This is a genomic window from Vreelandella titanicae, from assembly GCF_014697095.1.
In the GTDB taxonomy this organism is placed as follows: Bacteria; Pseudomonadota; Gammaproteobacteria; order Pseudomonadales; family Halomonadaceae; genus Vreelandella; species Vreelandella titanicae.
This window is the reverse complement of sequence record NZ_CP059082.1, coordinates 699,180-716,121: the sequence shown is the minus strand read 5'-3', so window position 1 is coordinate 716,121 and position 16,942 is coordinate 699,180. Positions and strand designations below refer to the sequence as shown.

Below are 16,942 nucleotides of genomic sequence, written 5' to 3'. Positions count from 1 at the left end.
GAGCCGTCCCATGAAAGATTTGGTGAAAGTACTCAAATCGCAGTCTCAGTCCGAAGAGTTTGACGCGATCAAGATTACCCTGGCGTCGCCGGACATGATTCGCTCCTGGTCGTTTGGCGAGGTGAAGAAGCCTGAGACCATCAACTACCGTACCTTTAAACCGGAGCGGGATGGCCTGTTCTGCGCCAAGATTTTTGGCCCGGTTAAGGATTACGAGTGCCTGTGCGGCAAGTATAAGCGCATGAAGCACCGCGGTATCATCTGCGAAAAGTGTGGCGTAGAAGTGACCAAAGCCGCCGTGCGCCGTGAGCGCATGGGGCACATCGAGCTCGCTTCGCCGGTGGCACACATTTGGTTTTTGAAGTCACTGCCGTCGCGTATCGGCATGTTCCTCGATATGACCCTGCGTGATATCGAGCGCGTGCTGTATTTCGAAAGCTTTGTCGTTATCGATCCAGGTATGACCACGCTGGAGCGTGGTCAGCTGATGAACGACGAGCAGTACTTTGAAGCACTGGAAGAGTTCGGTGATGACTTCGATGCCCGCATGGGTGCCGAAGCCGTTCAGGAGCTGCTCAAAGATATCGATCTGGAAGAAGAGATTAACCACCTGCGCGAAGAGATTCCGCAGACTAACTCCGAAACCAAGATCAAGAAGCTCTCCAAGCGCCTCAAGCTGCTTGAAGCCTTCTACCACTCCGGTAACGCGCCGGCGTGGATGGTCATGGAAGTGCTGCCCGTGCTGCCACCGGATCTGCGTCCGCTGGTACCGCTGGACGGTGGCCGTTTCGCGACCTCCGATCTCAACGACCTTTACCGTCGTGTAATCAACCGTAACAACCGCCTGAAGCGTCTGCTCGATCTCAATGCGCCGGACATTATTGTGCGCAACGAGAAGCGTATGCTCCAGGAAGCCGTCGATGCACTGCTCGACAATGGTCGTCGTGGCCGCGCGATCACGGGCTCTAACAAGCGCCCGCTGAAATCGCTCGCCGACATGATCAAAGGTAAGCAGGGTCGTTTCCGTCAGAACCTGCTGGGTAAGCGCGTCGACTACTCGGGCCGCTCGGTAATTACCGTTGGTCCGACCCTGCGTCTGCACCAGTGTGGTCTGCCCAAGAAAATGGCGCTTGAGCTGTTCAAGCCGTTTATCTACTCCAAGCTGCAGTCGCTGGGCTATGCCTCCACGATCAAAGCCGCCAAGAAGATGGTCGAGCGCGAGCTGCCGGAAGTGTGGGACATCCTTGCCGATGTTATCCGCGAGCACCCGGTACTGCTTAACCGCGCCCCCACGCTTCACCGTCTGGGTATCCAGGCGTTTGAGCCGCTGCTGATCGAAGGTAAAGCGATTCAGCTGCACCCGCTGGTATGTGCCGCCTACAACGCCGACTTTGACGGTGACCAGATGGCGGTACACGTGCCGCTGACCCTGGAAGCCCAGCTCGAAGCGCGTGCGCTGATGATGGCCACCAACAACGTGCTTTCGCCCGCTAACGGCGAGCCGATCATCGTGCCGTCCCAGGACGTTGTACTGGGTCTTTACTACATGACCCGCGAAAAGATCAACGCCAAAGGCGAGGGTATGGTGTTCTCTGACCTCAACGAGGTAGAGCGCGCTTTCGGTACCCAGTCAGTATCGCTGCACGCCCGGGTCAAAGTGCGTCTGGACGAAATCGATATCGAAGAAGAGAGCGGCGAGCGTAGCTTCCACCGCCGTATTTACGATACGACGGTAGGCCGTGCACTGCTGTTCCGCATTCTGCCCGAAGGTGTGCCCTTCGAGCTGATCGACCAGCCGATGAAGAAGAAGGCGATCTCCAGCCTGATCAACGAAGTTTATCGTCGTGCCGGCCTCAAGCCGACCGTCATTTTCGCTGACCAGCTGATGTATACCGGTTTCCGTCTCGCGACCTGGTCCGGCGCCTCAATCGGTGTTAACGACTTCGTTATTCCCGAAGCAAAAACTGAAATCGTTGATGCAGCGGAAGCCGAAGTTAAAGAGATCGAAGACCAGTTCTCTTCTGGCCTGGTAACAGCGGGCGAGAAGTACAACAAGGTTATCGATATCTGGTCCAAGGCCAACGATAAAGTCGCCAAGGCGATGATGGTGGGTATCTCTAAAGAGACCGTCATCGATCGTGATGGCAACGAAGTTGAGCAGGACTCGTTCAACAGCGTCTTCATCATGGCCGACTCCGGTGCCCGTGGTAGTGCTGCCCAGATCCGTCAGTTGGCGGGTATGCGTGGTCTGATGGCCAAGCCGGATGGCTCGATCATCGAAACGCCGATCGTCGCCAACTTCCGTGAAGGTCTGAACGTACTGCAGTACTTCATCTCGACCCACGGTGCACGTAAAGGTCTTGCGGATACGGCGTTGAAAACCGCCAACTCCGGTTACCTGACGCGTCGCTTGGTAGACGTAGCGCAAGACCTGGTCATCACCGAAGTCGACTGTGGTACCGAAAATGGCTTGACCCTGCACCCGATCATCGAAGGCGGCGACATTATCGTACCGCTTTCCCAGCGCGTGCTTGGTCGTGTAGTCGCCCAGGATGTGGTTCACCCAGGCAGCGGTGAAGTCTTGATCGCGAAAGGTACCTTGCTCGACGAGAAATGGTGTGCCGAGCTCGACACCATGGGTGTAGACGAGATCATCGTTCGCTCTACGATTACCTGTGAGACCGCACACGGCGTGTGTGCCTCCTGTTACGGCCGTGACTTGGCCCGTGGCCATCAGGTCAACATCGGTGAAGCCGTCGGCGTTATCGCCGCACAGTCCATCGGTGAGCCGGGTACCCAGCTGACCATGCGTACCTTCCACATCGGTGGTGCGGCATCGCGTTCGTCTGCTGTGGATAGCGTACAAGTGAAGCACGGCGGTAAGGTTCGTCTGCACAACATCAAGCATGTAGAGCGTGCCGACGGTAAGCTGGTGGTGGTATCTCGTTCTAGCGCCCTGGCCGTTGCTGACGACCATGGCCGTGAGCGTGAGTACTATAAGCTCCCTTACGGTGCTGAGCTTTCTGTACGCGACGGCGACGTGGTCGACGCTGGTGCGACAGTGGCCAAATGGGATCCGCACACCCACCCGATCGTTGCCGAAGTAGAAGGTAAGGCGCAGTTCATTGATCTCGACGAGGGTGTCACCATGCACCGCAGCGTCGATGAGATGACCGGCCTCTCCTCTATCGAGGTGATCGAGTCTGCAGCACGTCCCATGGCCGGTCGTGACAAGCGCCCGATGGTCATGCTGCAAGACAGCTCGGGCGAGTACGTCTCTGTATCGGGCTCCAACACCCCGGTTCAGTACCTGCTTCCGGGCAACTCGATTATTTCGGTCGACGATGGTGTGACGATCGGGGTGGGTGAAGTGGTTGCCCGTATCCCGGTAGAAGCCTCGGCGAACAAAGACATCACCGGTGGTCTGCCGCGGGTTGCTGACTTGTTCGAAGCGCGTAAGCCGAAAGAGTCCTCGATCCTGGCCGAGATCAGCGGTGTGATCAGCTTCGGTAAAGAGACCAAAGGTAAGCGTCGTCTGACCATTACCCCGGAATCTGGCGATCCGTTTGAAGCGCTGATTCCGAAATGGCGTCAAATTGCCGTCTTCGAAGGCGAAACCGTCGAGAAGGGCGAGGTGATTTCCGATGGGCCGAGCAATCCGCACGATATCCTGCGCTTGCTGGGTGTTGAGGAGCTCGCCAAGTACATCACTGCCGAAGTACAGGACGTTTATCGTCTGCAGGGCGTAGGCATCAACGACAAGCACATCGAAGTCATTGTGCGTCAGATGCTGCGTAAGGTAGAGATTACTGATTCGGGCGATTCTGACTTCATCACGGGCGACCAGGCTGAACTGGTTCGCGTGCTGGAACAGAACGAACGCCTTGAAAAAGAGAAGAAATTCCCGGCCAAGTATCAGCGTATGCTGCTGGGTATCACCAAGGCCAGCTTGGCCACCGAGTCGTTCATTTCCGCGGCCTCCTTCCAGGAGACAACCCGCGTACTGACCGAAGCAGCGGTGACTGGCAAGCGTGATTACCTGCGTGGCCTGAAAGAAAACGTGGTGGTTGGTCGCCTGATACCAGCTGGTACAGGCTTGACTCACCACGCAGAACGTCGTCGCAAGCGCGAAGACGTTGAGCAACTGTTCAATCCTTCGGCTACCGAAGTCGAACAGGAGCTGGGTGCACAGTTGACCGCTCTCGATTCTGACGACGAGCTGTAGATGTGGCGCCTAAAGCAGTAGGTAACATGAGTAAGTAAAACGAATAGCTGACCTGAAAAAGTGTCACCTTGCCGGTAAAACCGCCGGCAAGGCTTGACGCGACCTAGGGTCAGCCTTTAGAATGCGCAGCCTTTAACAGTGGGGTGGGTGCGCCCGCATCCGCTGCCCGCATTTGTTAAAAGGCAAGGCAACCATTGGAGTCAGCTAAACACCATGGCAACGATTAATCAGCTAGTGCGCAAGCCGCGCAAGCGCCCCGTCACAAAAAGTGACGTGCCAGCGCTGCAGGCCTGTCCGCAAAAACGCGGCGTTTGTACGCGCGTTTACACCACCACCCCGAAGAAGCCTAACTCGGCTCTGCGTAAGGTTTGCCGTGTGCGCCTTACCAACGGCTTTGAAGTGTCTTCTTATATCGGTGGTGAAGGTCACAACCTTCAAGAACACTCTGTCGTTTTGATTCGCGGCGGTCGTGTAAAGGATTTGCCAGGTGTGCGTTATCACACCGTTCGTGGCGCCCTTGACACCTCTGGCGTTCAAAATCGTCGTCAGGGTCGTTCTAAATACGGTACTAAGCGTCCTAAGTCCTAAGTTTTAAGTCCTAGGTCAGCTGTGCAGCGTCGCCCCGTCAAAAGGGCATGCTGAGTAACGATTTTCACGAATTTGACGGTCTGATAAGAGTAAGGTCGGGCTGCACTTGTGGTGCTTGAATAGCGTACACAGGTTGCATGAGTTCCGGGTTTACCTGAAAGATCCTTAATTGAGGGCTTATCATGCCTAGAAGAAGAGTAGTAGCTAAACGCGAGATTCTGCCGGATCCTAAGTTCGGAAGTGAGCGTCTGGCGAAGTTCATGAACCACCTGATGGTCAGCGGCAAGAAGTCCATAGCTGAGCGTATCGTCTACGGTGCGTTGGACAAGGTTGCCGAGCGTAGTAAAGAAGATCCGCTGGAGATCTTCGACAAAGCGCTGGAAGCCATCCAGCCGATGGTCGAAGTGAAGTCGCGCCGCGTTGGTGGTGCGACCTATCAGGTGCCGGTTGAAGTACGTCCGTCTCGCCGTCAAGCGCTGGCAATGCGCTGGCTGGTAGACGCGGCGCGTCGTCGCGGTGAGAAAACCATGGTTCAGCGTCTGGCGGGTGAAATGCTGGATGCCGCTGAAGGTAAAGGTTCTGCCGTTAAGAAGCGCGAAGACGTGCATCGCATGGCAGAAGCCAACAAGGCCTTCTCGCACTACCGTTTTTAAGGTCGGCGTTTTTAAGGTCAGCGTTTCTAAAATCGGCGTTTCTTTGTACGGCGTTTTTAAGTATGGCTTTCTGGTTTATATATGCACGTTGTTCAGCATGGTGGAATGTTTGCTGAGTCGCGTTGTTGCAATTCAAAAGTTGCAACACTCAGCCGCTACCATGACGCAGTGGTAGCGGCGGCCGCATAAACCTCGCTTGCATACGCCGCTAAATTAACGAGCATCGCCAACAAACGGGAGTTTCACCGTGGCACGCAAGACTCCACTAAATCGCTACCGTAATATCGGTATCGTCGCTCACGTCGACGCGGGTAAAACCACGACGACTGAGCGTGTACTGTTCTACACCGGCCTCTCCCACAAAGTGGGCGAAGTACACGACGGTGCTGCGACCATGGACTGGATGGAGCAGGAGCAGGAGCGTGGTATCACTATCACCTCAGCTGCAACTACCTGTTTCTGGCAGGGCATGAACAAGCAGTTCCCTGAGCACCGTATCAATATTATCGACACCCCAGGGCACGTTGACTTCACCATTGAAGTTGAACGTTCTCTGCGCGTACTCGATGGTGCGGTTGTTGTGCTGTGTGGTTCTTCCGGCGTTCAGCCGCAGACCGAAACAGTATGGCGCCAAGCCAACAAGTATGAAGTTCCGCGCATGGTTTTCGTCAATAAGATGGACCGTACCGGCGCTGACTTCTTCATGGTTGTCGAGCAGTTGAAAGAGCGTTTGGGTGCCAAAGCTGTGCCAATCCAGATTAACTGGGGCACGGAAGAGGACTTTAAAGGTGTTATTGATCTGATTCAGATGAAGGCTATCCTGTGGGATGAGGAAAGCCTGGGTATGAATTATGACCTCGCGGACATTCCTGCTGAGCTACAAGAAACAGCAGAAAAGTACCGCGAAGAGATGGTCGAAGCTGCTGCCGAAGGCTCTGACGAGCTGATGGAAAAGTACCTTGAAGGCGGTGAGCTATCAGTTGAAGAGATCAAGGCCGGTTTACGTGCGCGCACCCTGGCTAACGATATCGTTCTGGTTACCTGTGGTTCTGCCTTTAAGAACAAAGGCGTTCAAGCAGTGCTGGATGGCGTTATCGAATACATGCCTTCGCCGACGGAAGTTAAGGCGATCGAAGGTGAGCTCGACGATAAAGACGGCACCGTTGATACCCGTGAAGCTGATGACAGTGCGCCGTTTGCGGCCCTGGCGTTTAAGATCGCCACTGACCCCTTCGTTGGTACGCTGACCTTTATTCGCGTCTACTCGGGTGTTCTTAAATCTGGTGACGGTGTCTATAACTCCGTTAAGCAGAAGAAAGAGCGCGTTGGCCGTATCGTTCAGATGCACGCCAATTCCCGTGAAGAGATCAAAGAAGTTCTGGCGGGCGACATCGCTGCTTGTATCGGTCTGAAAGACGTCACCACGGGTGATACCCTGTGCGACATCGATAACAAGATCGTTCTCGAGCGCATGGAGTTCCCGGATCCGGTTATCTCGGTTGCTGTAGAGCCTAAATCTAAGGCAGACCAAGAGAAGATGGGTGTTGCGTTGGGCAAGCTTGCTCAAGAAGACCCTTCCTTCCAGGTCAAAACCGACGAAGAAACCGGCCAGACGATTATTTCTGGCATGGGTGAGCTTCACCTGGATATCCTCGTTGACCGTATGCGTCGCGAGTTTAAGGTTGAAGCCAATATCGGTAAGCCTCAGGTTGCCTATCGCGAAACTATTCGCGGCAGCATTGAGCAAGAAGGCAAGTTCGTACGTCAGTCCGGTGGTCGTGGTCAGTATGGTCACGTATGGCTGCGTATCGAGCCGCTGACAGCAGAAGAGAAGGGTGAAGGCGAAGACGAACTGTTCTTCAAGTTCAACTCTGAGATCGTGGGTGGTGCGGTTCCCAAGGAATACGTTCCCGCGGTTGAGAAGGGTGCTTTTGAGCAGCTCAAAAACGGCGTCATCGCGGGTTACCCGATGATCGACGTTAAAGTAACGCTGTTTGATGGCTCCTTCCACGACGTAGACTCCAACGAGACTGCGTTTAAGATTGCTTCTTCTATGGCAGTAAAAGAAGGTGCCAGGAAGGCCAAGGCCGTGCTGCTGGAGCCGGTGATGAAGGTCGAAATCGTGACCCCCGAAGAATTTATGGGTGACGTCATGGGTGACCTGAGCCGTCGTCGCGGCCTGGTGCAGGGTATGGATGACTCCTCTTCTGGTAAAGTCATTCGTGCGACGGTGCCACTGGGCGAGATGTTCGGTTATGCAACCGATCTGCGCTCACAAACCCAGGGCCGTGCGAGCTACTCTATGGAGTTCTCGAAGTACGACGAGGCGCCCTCCAGCGTCGTTGAAGCCGTCATCAATCAAAACGGTTAACCGTTAGCTAACGTAAAGAGGTTATAGCAGTGGCTAAGGAAAAATTTGAACGTTCCAAACCGCACGTCAACGTCGGCACCATTGGTCACGTCGACCACGGTAAAACGACTCTGACGGCGGCCCTGACCCGCGTGTCTGCTGAGGTTTTCGGCGGCGACTGGCGTGAGTTTGATACCATCGATAACGCTCCTGAAGAGCGTGAGCGCGGTATCACCATCGCTACTTCCCACGTGGAATACCAGTCTGAAGATCGCCACTACGCGCACGTTGACTGCCCGGGACACGCTGACTACGTCAAGAACATGATCACCGGTGCTGCGCAGATGGACGGCGCTATCCTGGTATGTTCTGCCGCAGACGGCCCGATGCCGCAAACTCGCGAGCACATCCTGCTGTCTCGTCAGGTTGGCGTACCGTTCATCGTTGTGTTCCTGAACAAAGCGGACATGGTCGATGATGAAGAGCTGCTCGAGCTGGTAGAAATGGAAGTTCGCGAACTTCTAGACCAGTACGACTTCCCGGGTGACGACACGCCGATCATCACTGGCTCTGCGCTGATGGCGCTGAACGGTGAAGATGACAAGGGCATGGGTACGACTGCCGTCGCTAATTTGATCAAAGCTCTGGATGCTTACATCCCTGAGCCGGAGCGTGCCATCGACCAGCCGTTCCTGATGCCGATCGAAGACGTGTTCTCTATCTCTGGCCGCGGTACTGTTGTTACCGGTCGTGTAGAGCGCGGTATCGTCAAAGCGGGCGAAGAAGTGGAAATCGTGGGTATCCGCGATACCACCAAAACGATCGTTACCGGTGTTGAAATGTTCCGTAAACTGCTCGACGAAGGTCGTGCTGGTGAGAACGTTGGCGCCCTGCTGCGTGGTACTAAGCGTGATGACGTCGAGCGTGGCCAAGTGCTGGCCAAGCCGGGCACCATCAACCCGCACACTACCTTCGAAGCAGAAGTTTACGTACTGTCCAAAGAAGAGGGTGGTCGTCACACGCCTTTCTTCAAGGGCTACCGTCCGCAGTTCTACTTCCGTACCACCGACGTAACTGGTACCTGTGAACTGCCGGAAGGCGTTGAAATGGTCATGCCGGGTGACAACGTTCAGATGGTTGTTACCTTGATCGCCCCGATCGCAATGGACGAAGGCTTGCGCTTCGCTATTCGTGAAGGCGGCCGTACTGTCGGTGCTGGCGTTGTGGCCAAAATCGTCAAGTAAGCAGCATGCTTGAATGATGAAGGGGGCTCTGATGAGCCCCCTTTTCTGCGCACCAACAGCAAATGTTTGACATGGGCTTTTGGCGTGCCTATAATGCGCATCCTTTGAATGCGTGGGTAGACGGCTCGCGCCGTCGACATCCATTGGAGTTTAGGGCAAATGCAGAACCAAAAGATTCGCATTCGGTTGAAAGCTTTCGACCATCGCCTGATCGACCAGTCTACAGCGGAGATTGTTGAAACCGCTAAACGTACTGGTGCTCAGGTTCGTGGTCCGATTCCGCTGCCGACCAACCGCGAGCGTTACACCATTCTGATCTCACCGCACGTCAACAAAGATGCGCGTGACCAGTATGAGATTCGTACGCACAAGCGTGTGCTCGACATTGTTGAGCCGACTGAAAAAACTGTTGATGCTTTGATGAAGCTTGATCTCGCCGCAGGCGTTGACGTGCAAATCAAACTCAACTAATTACACTAGTCACTTGCGGCCCAGCGCTCATCGTTCTTTGTAAAGAGCTAGCATGAGCAGCAGCCGCCGCGCCGTGAGGCGCCATACAATGTGCTAGTGGAATGCTCTGGAAAGGGCAGCCATAGCGGGTGATAGCCCCGTACACTATAGGAGACTGAGTATGACTATCGGTTTAGTCGGTAAAAAGGCCGGGATGACCCGTGTCTTTACCGAAGACGGCGCGTCTGTGCCCGTAACCGTTATTGAAGTTGATCCTAATCGTGTTACACGCGTTAAATCTGTCGAGTCTGACGGTTACGCAGCGATTCAGGTCACATCTGGCTCTCGTAAAGCTAAGCACCTCACCAAAGCGCAAGCGGGTCAGTTTGCCAAGGCGGGTGTTGAAGCTGGTCGTGCACTGATGGAATTTCGTCTTGCAGAAGGCGAAGAGATTCCTGAAGTAGGCGGCGAACTCACCGTATCCCTCTTCGAAGCTGGTCAAATGGTTGACGTGACTGGCACCTCTAAGGGTAAAGGCTTCCAGGGTGCTGTTAAACGCTGGAATTTCCGTACCCAAGATATGACTCACGGTAACTCTCTGTCGCATCGCGCGCCGGGTTCTATCGGCATGTGTCAGACTCCGGGTCGCGTTTTCAAAGGCAAAAAGATGGCCGGTCAAATGGGTAACGCCCGTTGCACCGTGCAGAGCCTTGAGATCGTCCGTGTCGACGCCGAGCGTAACCTGCTGCTGATTAAAGGCGCCGTACCGGGTGCTCCCGGTAGTGACGTTATCGTTCGCAGCGCCGTGAAAGCAGGCTGAAGGGGATAATTACCAATGAATCTGAATCTTGCTGCAGGCGCGGGTACCGTTGAAGTAGCCGACGCCACTTTTGGCAAAGAATTCAACGAAGCGCTCGTTCACCAGGTTGTCACTGCCTATTTGGCGGCTGGTCGTCAGGGAACCCGCGCACAAAAGAGTCGTTCCGACGTTCGTGGCGGTGGTAAAAAGCCGTGGCGTCAGAAAGGCACCGGTCGTGCACGTGCCGGTACCATCCGCTCTCCGCTATGGCGTAGTGGTGGCGTAACCTTCGCGGCGCGTCCGCAAGACTACACCCAGAAGGTTAACCGCAAGATGTACCGTGCAGCGATGCGCTCCATCTTGTCAGAGCTGGTACGTCAAGAGCGTTTAGTCGCGATTGAAGAGTTCGTCGTCGATGCGCCTAAGACCAAGCAGGTAGCTGCCAAGCTAAAAGAGCTCAACCTTGAAAAAGTGTTGATCGTCACTGAAGAAGTTGACGAAAAGCTCTATTTGGCCGCACGCAACCTTCCCCACGTTGACGTGGTGGATGTCGCGGCAGCTGACCCGGTAAGCCTGGTAGCCTTTGATAAGGTGCTGATTACCGTCTCCGCCCTGCGTAAATTCGAGGAGAAGCTGGCATGAACCAGGAACGCGTATTTAAGGTTCTGCTTGGGCCGCACGTGACCGAAAAGGCCGCAATGGCAGCCGAGCGCAACCAGTACGTTTTCAAGGTGGCATCTGATGCTACCAAGCCCGAGATCAAAAAGGCCGTTGAAGCACTTTTCGGCAAAAAGGTCGGTAGTGTTCAGGTACTGAACATGAAGGGTAAAACAAAACGTACTGCGAACGGCGTTGGCCTGCGTAAGGGTTATCGCAAAGCGTATGTGACCCTGGCTGCGGGTGAAACGCTCGAAGACTTCTCTGGCGCCGAATAAGGGCAGGAGTACGGATAATGGCAATCGTCAAGACCAAACCCACTTCCGCCGGTCGTCGCCACGTCGTCAAGATCGTTGGCGAGGAACTGTTTAAAGGCCGTGCCTATGCACCGCTTTTAGAAAAACAGTCCAAGTCCGGCGGCCGTAACAACTACGGTCGTATCACCACCCGCCACGTGGGCGGTGGTCATCGTCACCACTATCGGTTGATCGATTTCAAACGCACCAAGGATGGCATTCCTGCCACCGTTGAGCGTCTTGAGCACGATCCCAACCGCAGTGCGCACATTGCGCTGCTGAAGTATGCCGATGGTGAGCGTCGTTACATCATTGCACCGAAAGGTGTCAGCGCGGGTGACGTGCTGGAATCTGGTGTTAACGCGTCAATCAAGAAAGGCAATGCCTTGCCGCTGCGCAACGTCCCGTTGGGTTCTACGGTGCACTGCATCGAACTCAAGCCGGGTAAAGGCGCGCAGATTGCTCGCAGTGCCGGTACAAGCGCCCAGCTGGTTGCTCGTGAAGGTAACTATGCCACCCTGCGTCTTCGCTCTGGCGAAATGCGTAAAGTGTTGGCCGAGTGCCGCGCGACCTTGGGTGAAGTGAGCAACTCAGAGCACAGCCTGCGTCAACTTGGCAAGGCCGGTGCGAAGCGCTGGAGAGGTGTGCGTCCGACTGTTCGCGGTGTCGCGATGAACCCAGTCGATCACCCGCACGGTGGTGGCGAAGGCCGCACCAGTGGTGGTCGTCACCCGGTATCCCCATGGGGTGTGCCGACTAAGGGTCACAAGACGCGTAAGAACAAGCGCACCGACAAGCTGATCATTCGTCGTCGTAATAAGACGCGTTGATCTACATTGCCAAGACATTAAGAGGTAACGGCTGTGCCACGTTCACTAAAGAAAGGTCCCTTCATTGACCTTCATCTTTTGAAGAAGGTAGAGGTTGCAGTGGAGAAGAACGATCGCAAACCGATCAAGACTTGGTCGCGTCGTTCTATGATCCTGCCCAATATGGTAGGCCTCACTATCGCGGTCCATAACGGTCGCCAACACGTCCCGGTGCACGTCTCCGAGGAAATGGTTGGCCACAAATTGGGCGAATTCGCTGCTACTCGCACTTATCGCGGGCATGCGGCGGATAAAAAAGCCAAACGGTAAGCCAGAGAGGATTGAGAGATGGAAGTCACAGCTAAGCTGCTTGGCGCTCGTTTATCCGCCCAGAAGGCCCGTTTGGTGGCTGACCAGGTGCGCGGTAAACCTGTCGCCGAGGCACTCGACCTGCTGACCTTCTCACCGAAGAAGGCTGCCAAGCTGGTTAAGAAGGTGCTGCAATCCGCGATTGCAAACGCGGAAGAAAATAACGGCATGGATATTGACGAGCTGCGTGTCTCGACCATCTGCGTCGATGAGGGCATGACGCTCAAGCGTATCAAGCCGCGTGCCAAGGGGCGTGCGGATCGTATCTTGAAGCGCACGTGCCACATCACCGTCAAGGTAGCCGAGAAGTAGGAGTCGACCGATGGGTCAGAAAGTCAATCCAACAGGCATTCGACTGGGCATCGTCAAAGACCATGCTTCTGTCTGGTATGCTGAGCGCGGCGCTTACGCCGATAAGCTCAATAACGATCTCGAAGTGCGTAGCTTCCTGGAAGAGCGTCTTAAAAGCGCCTCTGTTAGCCGCATCCACATCGAGCGTCCGGCGAACAATGCCCGCATCACCATTCACACTGCCCGTCCGGGTATCGTGATTGGTAAGAAAGGTGAAGATGTCGACCGTCTGCGTCGCGATCTCACCCAGATGATGGGCGTTCCCGTGCATGTGAACATCGAAGAAGTTCGCAAGCCGGAGCTGGATGCCAAGCTAGTCGCTGCTAACGTAGCGGGTCAGCTTGAGCGTCGCGTCATGTTCCGCCGTGCTATGAAGCGCGCGGTACAGAACGCAATGCGTCTTGGCGCTGGTGGCATCAAGATTCAGCTGTCAGGTCGTCTTGGTGGCGCTGAAATCGCACGTACCGAATGGTACCGCGAAGGTCGCGTTCCGCTGCACACGTTGCGTGCGGATATCGACTACGCCACTTACGAAGCTCACACCACCTATGGCGTTATCGGCGTCAAAGTGTGGATCTTCAAGGGTGAAATCCTCGGCGGTATCGAGGAAGTACGTGCCAAGGCTAAACAACAGCCTGCCGGCAACGCGCCCAAGAAGAAAGGTTCCAGGTAAGGGGAGAGCGAGTCGATGTTACAGCCCAAGCGTATGAAATTCCGCAAGATGATGAAAGGCCGCAACCGTGGCCTGGCGCATCGCGGAAGCAAGATCAGCTTCGGGGAATACGGCCTTAAAGCTACTGGTCGCGGCCGCATCACTGCGCGTCAGATCGAAGCAGGCCGTCGTGCGATCACACGTCACGTAAAGCGTGGCGGTAAAATCTGGATCCGCGTCTTCCCTGATAAGCCGATCTCCAAGAAGCCGCTCGAAGTTCGTATGGGTAAAGGTAAAGGTTCTGTTGAGTACTGGGTTGCCCAGATCCAACCGGGTCGGGTCCTGTATGAAATTGAAGGCGTGTCGGAAGAGCTCGCTCGTGAAGCGTTTGAGCTTGCCGCACAGAAAATGCCCTTATCCACCACCTTTGCGAAACGGACGGTGATGTGATGAAAGCCCAGGAAATTCGTGAAAAGTCCGCAGGAGAGCTCCAGGAGCAACTCCTCGAACTCCTCCGCGAGCAGTTTAACCTGCGCATGCAGAAGGCCACTGGCCAACTGAGCCAGACTCATCTGCTCAAGCAGGTCCGCCGGGATATCGCCCGCGTTAAGACTTTGCTCAACGAGAAGGCAGGTGATTGAGATGGCCGAAGAAAACACAAAGCGTACGCTCACCGGTAAAGTGGTGAGCGATAAGATGGACAAGTCCATCGTCGTCATGATCGAGCGGCGCGAGCGTCACCCGATCTACGGAAAATACGTTAAGCGCTCCACCAAGCTGCACGCCCATGATGAGGCGAACCAGGCTAAGGCAGGCGATACGGTTTCCATTCAGGAGTGCCGTCCGCTTTCCAAGAAGAAAGCCTGGACGCTGGTCGAGGTGGTTGAACACGCCAAGGGTTAATCCCAAGGCCTGTCAATCAGTGCAGTCAGATTAGGTTTGGAGAAAACCGATGATTCAGACTCAGACAATGCTGGATGTCGCCGACAACAGCGGAGCGCGCCGGGTGCAGTGCATCAAGGTGTTAGGCGGTTCACATCGTCGTTACGCTCGCGTTGGTGATATCATCAAGGTCACGGTTAAGGAAGCGATTCCGCGTGGCAAGGTCAAAAAAGGCCAGGTGCTAAAAGCGGTCGTGGTCCGGACCCGTAGTGGCGTCCGTCGTCCCGACGGTTCGCTCATCCGTTTCGATGGAAATGCGGCAGTTTTGTTGAATAACACCAACGAACAGCCCATCGGTACCCGTATTTTTGGGCCGGTGACTCGTGAACTTCGTAATGAAAAGTTCATGAAGATCATTTCCTTAGCGCCTGAAGTGCTGTAAGGAGCGAGGCGGATATGCAAAAGATCAAACGTGACGATGAAGTCATCGTCATCGCCGGGAAGGATAAAGGCAAGCGTGGCACCGTTAAGCGGGTATTAGAAAACCGCTTTTTGGTGTCCGGTGTGAACATGATTAAACGTCACACCAAGCCAAATCCCATGGCGGGTAATCAGGGCGGTATCGTCGAGCGTGAGGCTCCGATTCACGCGTCCAACGTAGCCATCTTCAATTCGGAGACCGGTAAGGCGGATCGCGTCGGCTTCCAAGTGAAGGAAGACGGTACCAAGGTACGTATCTACAAGTCGACGCAGACGCAGATCGACGCCTAACGCGAGTCGGGTAGCACAATGGCGAACTTGAAAGAACGTTATCAAAACGAGGTAGCAGCTCAACTCAAAGAAGAGTTCAGCTATGCCAACGTTATGCAGGTACCCCGGATCACGAAAGTGACTCTGAACATGGGTATCGGCGAAGCAGTCAACGATAAAAAGTTGATTGACAATGCCATCGGCGATCTAGAGAAACTCTCTGGTCAAAAACCGTTGGTGACCAAGGCACGTAAGTCCATCGCGGGCTTCAAGGTGCGCGAAGGTTGGCCAATCGGCATCAAGGTAACTCTGCGCGCTGAGCGTATGTGGGACTTCTTGGACCGTTTGGTTTACATCGCGATTCCCCGCGTGCGTGACTTCCGTGGTCTCAACCCGAAGTCTTTCGACGGTCGTGGTAACTACTCCATGGGTGTGCGTGAGCAGATCATCTTCCCGGAGATCGAGTATGATAAAATCGATCGCATCCGGGGGTTGGACGTCACTATCACTACGACCGCCAAAACCGACGAGGAAGGTCGTGCGCTACTAACCGCGCTGAACTTCCCGTTCAAGAAATAGGGGCGAGATCATGGCTAAGAAAAGTATGGTAGAGCGTGAGCTTAAGCGTACTCAGCTGGTCGCGAAGTATGCGACCAAGCGCGCTGAACTCAAGAAGATCATCTCAGACGTGAACACGTCTGAGGAAGACCGCTTCGAGGCGACGCTGAAGCTGCAGCAACTGCCGCGCGACTCAAGCCCGGTGCGTCAGCGTAACCGCTGCCGTATCACCGGTCGTCCGCACGGTTTTTACAACAAGTTCGGCCTTGGCCGTAACAAGCTGCGTGAAGCCGCCATGCGTGGCGACGTTCCTGGGTTGAAAAAATCCAGTTGGTAACGCCACGTAGAATTATCAGGAGCGCACATTAAATGAGCATGCAAGACACTCTGGCGGATATGTTTACACGTATCCGCAATGCGCAGATGGCCACCAAGGAGACGGCTACCATGCCGTCCTCCAAGTTGAAAGTGCAAGTGGCCCGAGTGCTAAAGGAAGAAGGCTACATTGCCGACTTTGCGGTAGCGGAGGGCGCTAAGCCCGAGCTAACCGTAACTCTCAAGTACTTTGAGGGTAAGCCGGTCATTGAGCACATTCAGCGGGTTTCCAAGCCGTCCCTGCGCCGCTACATGGGCAAGGATAACTTGCCTAAGGTTGCCGATGGCCTGGGTATCGCGATTGTCACCACATCCAATGGTGTCATGACCGATCGTGCCGCGCGCCAAGCGGGTGTCGGTGGCGAAGTCATCTGCACCGTATTCTAGGAGGCTGGAATGTCCCGCATAGCGAAATATCCGGTTAAAGTGCCTGCCGGCGTTGAGATTAAAATCAATGCTGACCAGCTGACCGCCAAAGGCGGCCAGGGCACGCTATCTATGACCATCCACTCTGATGTAGTGGTCGGTCAAGAAGATGGCCAGCTGACCTTCGCCCCGAGTGAGTCTGCCAAGAGCTGGGCCATGGCCGGTACTACCCGCGCCTTAGTTCAGAACCTGGTAACGGGCGTATCCGAGGGTTTCACAAGAACTCTCGAAATTGTTGGCGTCGGTTATCGTGCCCAAGCTAAGGGCCAGACGCTCAATCTTTCACTGGGCTTCTCGCACCCGGTCGACTATGAACTGCCTAATGGTGTCTCAGCGGAAACGCCGAAGAACACCGTTATCGTGCTGAAAAGCGCGGATAAGCAGATGCTCGGCCAGTGCGCCGCGGAAATCCGCGCCTTCCGTCCCCCTGAGCCGTATAAAGGCAAGGGTGTTCGGTACGCCGACGAGCAGGTGCGTCGCAAAGAAGCCAAGAAGAAGTAAGGCAGGG

General features: G+C 55.1%; 23 protein-coding genes. 22 read left to right on the top strand and 1 reads right to left on the bottom strand.

What is annotated here, in order from left to right; all coding sequences use genetic code 11:
• Window positions 1-10 precede the first annotated feature (10 nt).
• The 3 genes from rpoC to rpsG all read left to right on the top strand — a co-directional run bounded on the left by rpoC (window position 11) and on the right by rpsG (window position 5,466).
• Window positions 11-4,225: a DNA-directed RNA polymerase subunit beta' gene (rpoC, locus tag HZS52_RS03470; RefSeq protein WP_009288147.1), complete on the top strand. Its 4,215-nt coding sequence runs from the start codon at window positions 11-13 to the stop codon at window positions 4,223-4,225.
• A gap of 213 nt (window positions 4,226-4,438) precedes the next feature.
• On the top strand, window positions 4,439-4,813 hold the full coding sequence (gene rpsL / locus HZS52_RS03465) for a 30S ribosomal protein S12 (RefSeq protein WP_008959173.1): 375 nt from the start codon (window positions 4,439-4,441) through the stop codon (window positions 4,811-4,813).
• A 182-nt stretch (window positions 4,814-4,995) separates the two neighbouring features.
• Window positions 4,996-5,466, top strand: coding sequence for a 30S ribosomal protein S7 (gene rpsG / locus HZS52_RS03460; protein WP_009288145.1), 471 nt, complete (start codon window positions 4,996-4,998; stop codon window positions 5,464-5,466).
• On the opposite strand, the gene HZS52_RS24740 is transcribed toward rpsG, so the two are convergent.
• Window positions 5,399-5,614: a pentapeptide repeat-containing protein gene (locus HZS52_RS24740; RefSeq protein ID WP_081742684.1), complete on the bottom strand. Its 216-nt coding sequence runs from the start codon at window positions 5,612-5,614 to the stop codon at window positions 5,399-5,401. The genes rpsG and HZS52_RS24740 overlap by 68 nt on opposite strands.
• A 99-nt stretch (window positions 5,615-5,713) precedes the next feature.
• Between HZS52_RS24740 and fusA the strand changes: the two genes are divergently transcribed.
• The 19 genes from fusA to rplF all read left to right on the top strand — a co-directional run bounded on the left by fusA (window position 5,714) and on the right by rplF (window position 16,935).
• Window positions 5,714-7,837, top strand: coding sequence for an elongation factor G (fusA, locus tag HZS52_RS03450; RefSeq protein WP_009288144.1), 2,124 nt, complete (start codon window positions 5,714-5,716; stop codon window positions 7,835-7,837).
• Window positions 7,838-7,866: 29 nt separating this feature from the next.
• Window positions 7,867-9,060, top strand: coding sequence for an elongation factor Tu (tuf, locus tag HZS52_RS03445; RefSeq protein ID WP_009288143.1), 1,194 nt, complete (start codon window positions 7,867-7,869; stop codon window positions 9,058-9,060).
• 159 nt (window positions 9,061-9,219) lie between these two features.
• Complete coding sequence (rpsJ, locus tag HZS52_RS03440; protein ID WP_007112007.1) at window positions 9,220-9,531, top strand: 30S ribosomal protein S10; 312 nt, start codon at window positions 9,220-9,222, stop codon at window positions 9,529-9,531.
• Window positions 9,532-9,691: 160 nt separating this feature from the next.
• Window positions 9,692-10,330 carry a 50S ribosomal protein L3 gene (gene rplC, locus HZS52_RS03435; protein WP_009288142.1) on the top strand — a complete coding sequence of 213 codons (639 nt, stop codon included), beginning with the start codon at window positions 9,692-9,694 and terminating at the stop codon, window positions 10,328-10,330.
• Window positions 10,331-10,345: 15 nt separating this feature from the next.
• Entirely contained in the window at window positions 10,346-10,951 is a 606-nt protein-coding gene (gene rplD, locus HZS52_RS03430) for a 50S ribosomal protein L4 (protein WP_007112005.1), read from the top strand.
• A complete protein-coding gene (gene rplW / locus HZS52_RS03425) occupies window positions 10,948-11,244 on the top strand; it encodes a 50S ribosomal protein L23 (protein ID WP_008959167.1) in 297 nt (98 codons plus the stop codon). The genes rplD and rplW overlap by 4 nt, the downstream gene beginning before the upstream one ends.
• A gap of 17 nt (window positions 11,245-11,261) precedes the next feature.
• On the top strand, window positions 11,262-12,092 hold the full coding sequence (rplB, locus tag HZS52_RS03420) for a 50S ribosomal protein L2 (RefSeq protein WP_008959166.1): 831 nt from the start codon (window positions 11,262-11,264) through the stop codon (window positions 12,090-12,092).
• Between the two features lie 33 nt (window positions 12,093-12,125).
• Window positions 12,126-12,401 carry a 30S ribosomal protein S19 gene (gene rpsS / locus HZS52_RS03415; RefSeq protein ID WP_013330996.1) on the top strand — a complete coding sequence of 92 codons (276 nt, stop codon included), beginning with the start codon at window positions 12,126-12,128 and terminating at the stop codon, window positions 12,399-12,401.
• Window positions 12,402-12,419: 18 nt separating this feature from the next.
• On the top strand, window positions 12,420-12,752 hold the full coding sequence (gene rplV / locus HZS52_RS03410; protein WP_007112002.1) for a 50S ribosomal protein L22: 333 nt from the start codon (window positions 12,420-12,422) through the stop codon (window positions 12,750-12,752).
• A 10-nt stretch (window positions 12,753-12,762) separates the two neighbouring features.
• On the top strand, window positions 12,763-13,464 hold the full coding sequence (gene rpsC, locus HZS52_RS03405) for a 30S ribosomal protein S3 (protein WP_009288141.1): 702 nt from the start codon (window positions 12,763-12,765) through the stop codon (window positions 13,462-13,464).
• A gap of 15 nt (window positions 13,465-13,479) precedes the next feature.
• Window positions 13,480-13,893: a 50S ribosomal protein L16 gene (gene rplP / locus HZS52_RS03400; protein ID WP_007112000.1), complete on the top strand. Its 414-nt coding sequence runs from the start codon at window positions 13,480-13,482 to the stop codon at window positions 13,891-13,893.
• Complete coding sequence (rpmC, locus tag HZS52_RS03395) at window positions 13,893-14,084, top strand: 50S ribosomal protein L29 (protein WP_007111999.1); 192 nt, start codon at window positions 13,893-13,895, stop codon at window positions 14,082-14,084. The genes rplP and rpmC overlap by 1 nt, the downstream gene beginning before the upstream one ends.
• A gap of 1 nt (window position 14,085) precedes the next feature.
• Window positions 14,086-14,346 (top strand): 30S ribosomal protein S17, encoded by a 261-nt coding sequence (gene rpsQ, locus HZS52_RS03390; RefSeq protein ID WP_007111998.1) that lies wholly within the window; start codon window positions 14,086-14,088, stop codon window positions 14,344-14,346.
• Between the two features lie 49 nt (window positions 14,347-14,395).
• Window positions 14,396-14,767: a 50S ribosomal protein L14 gene (rplN, locus tag HZS52_RS03385; RefSeq protein ID WP_008959163.1), complete on the top strand. Its 372-nt coding sequence runs from the start codon at window positions 14,396-14,398 to the stop codon at window positions 14,765-14,767.
• Window positions 14,768-14,781: 14 nt separating this feature from the next.
• Window positions 14,782-15,096 carry a 50S ribosomal protein L24 gene (rplX, locus tag HZS52_RS03380; RefSeq protein WP_007111996.1) on the top strand — a complete coding sequence of 105 codons (315 nt, stop codon included), beginning with the start codon at window positions 14,782-14,784 and terminating at the stop codon, window positions 15,094-15,096.
• Between the two features lie 18 nt (window positions 15,097-15,114).
• Window positions 15,115-15,654 carry a 50S ribosomal protein L5 gene (rplE, locus tag HZS52_RS03375; RefSeq protein WP_007111995.1) on the top strand — a complete coding sequence of 180 codons (540 nt, stop codon included), beginning with the start codon at window positions 15,115-15,117 and terminating at the stop codon, window positions 15,652-15,654.
• A gap of 10 nt (window positions 15,655-15,664) precedes the next feature.
• Window positions 15,665-15,970 carry a 30S ribosomal protein S14 gene (gene rpsN, locus HZS52_RS03370; protein WP_022520866.1) on the top strand — a complete coding sequence of 102 codons (306 nt, stop codon included), beginning with the start codon at window positions 15,665-15,667 and terminating at the stop codon, window positions 15,968-15,970.
• 32 nt (window positions 15,971-16,002) lie between these two features.
• Window positions 16,003-16,395 (top strand): 30S ribosomal protein S8, encoded by a 393-nt coding sequence (rpsH, locus tag HZS52_RS03365; protein ID WP_007111993.1) that lies wholly within the window; start codon window positions 16,003-16,005, stop codon window positions 16,393-16,395.
• A gap of 9 nt (window positions 16,396-16,404) precedes the next feature.
• Window positions 16,405-16,935: a 50S ribosomal protein L6 gene (rplF, locus tag HZS52_RS03360; RefSeq protein WP_190374151.1), complete on the top strand. Its 531-nt coding sequence runs from the start codon at window positions 16,405-16,407 to the stop codon at window positions 16,933-16,935.
• The last annotated feature ends 7 nt before the right edge of the window (window positions 16,936-16,942 follow it).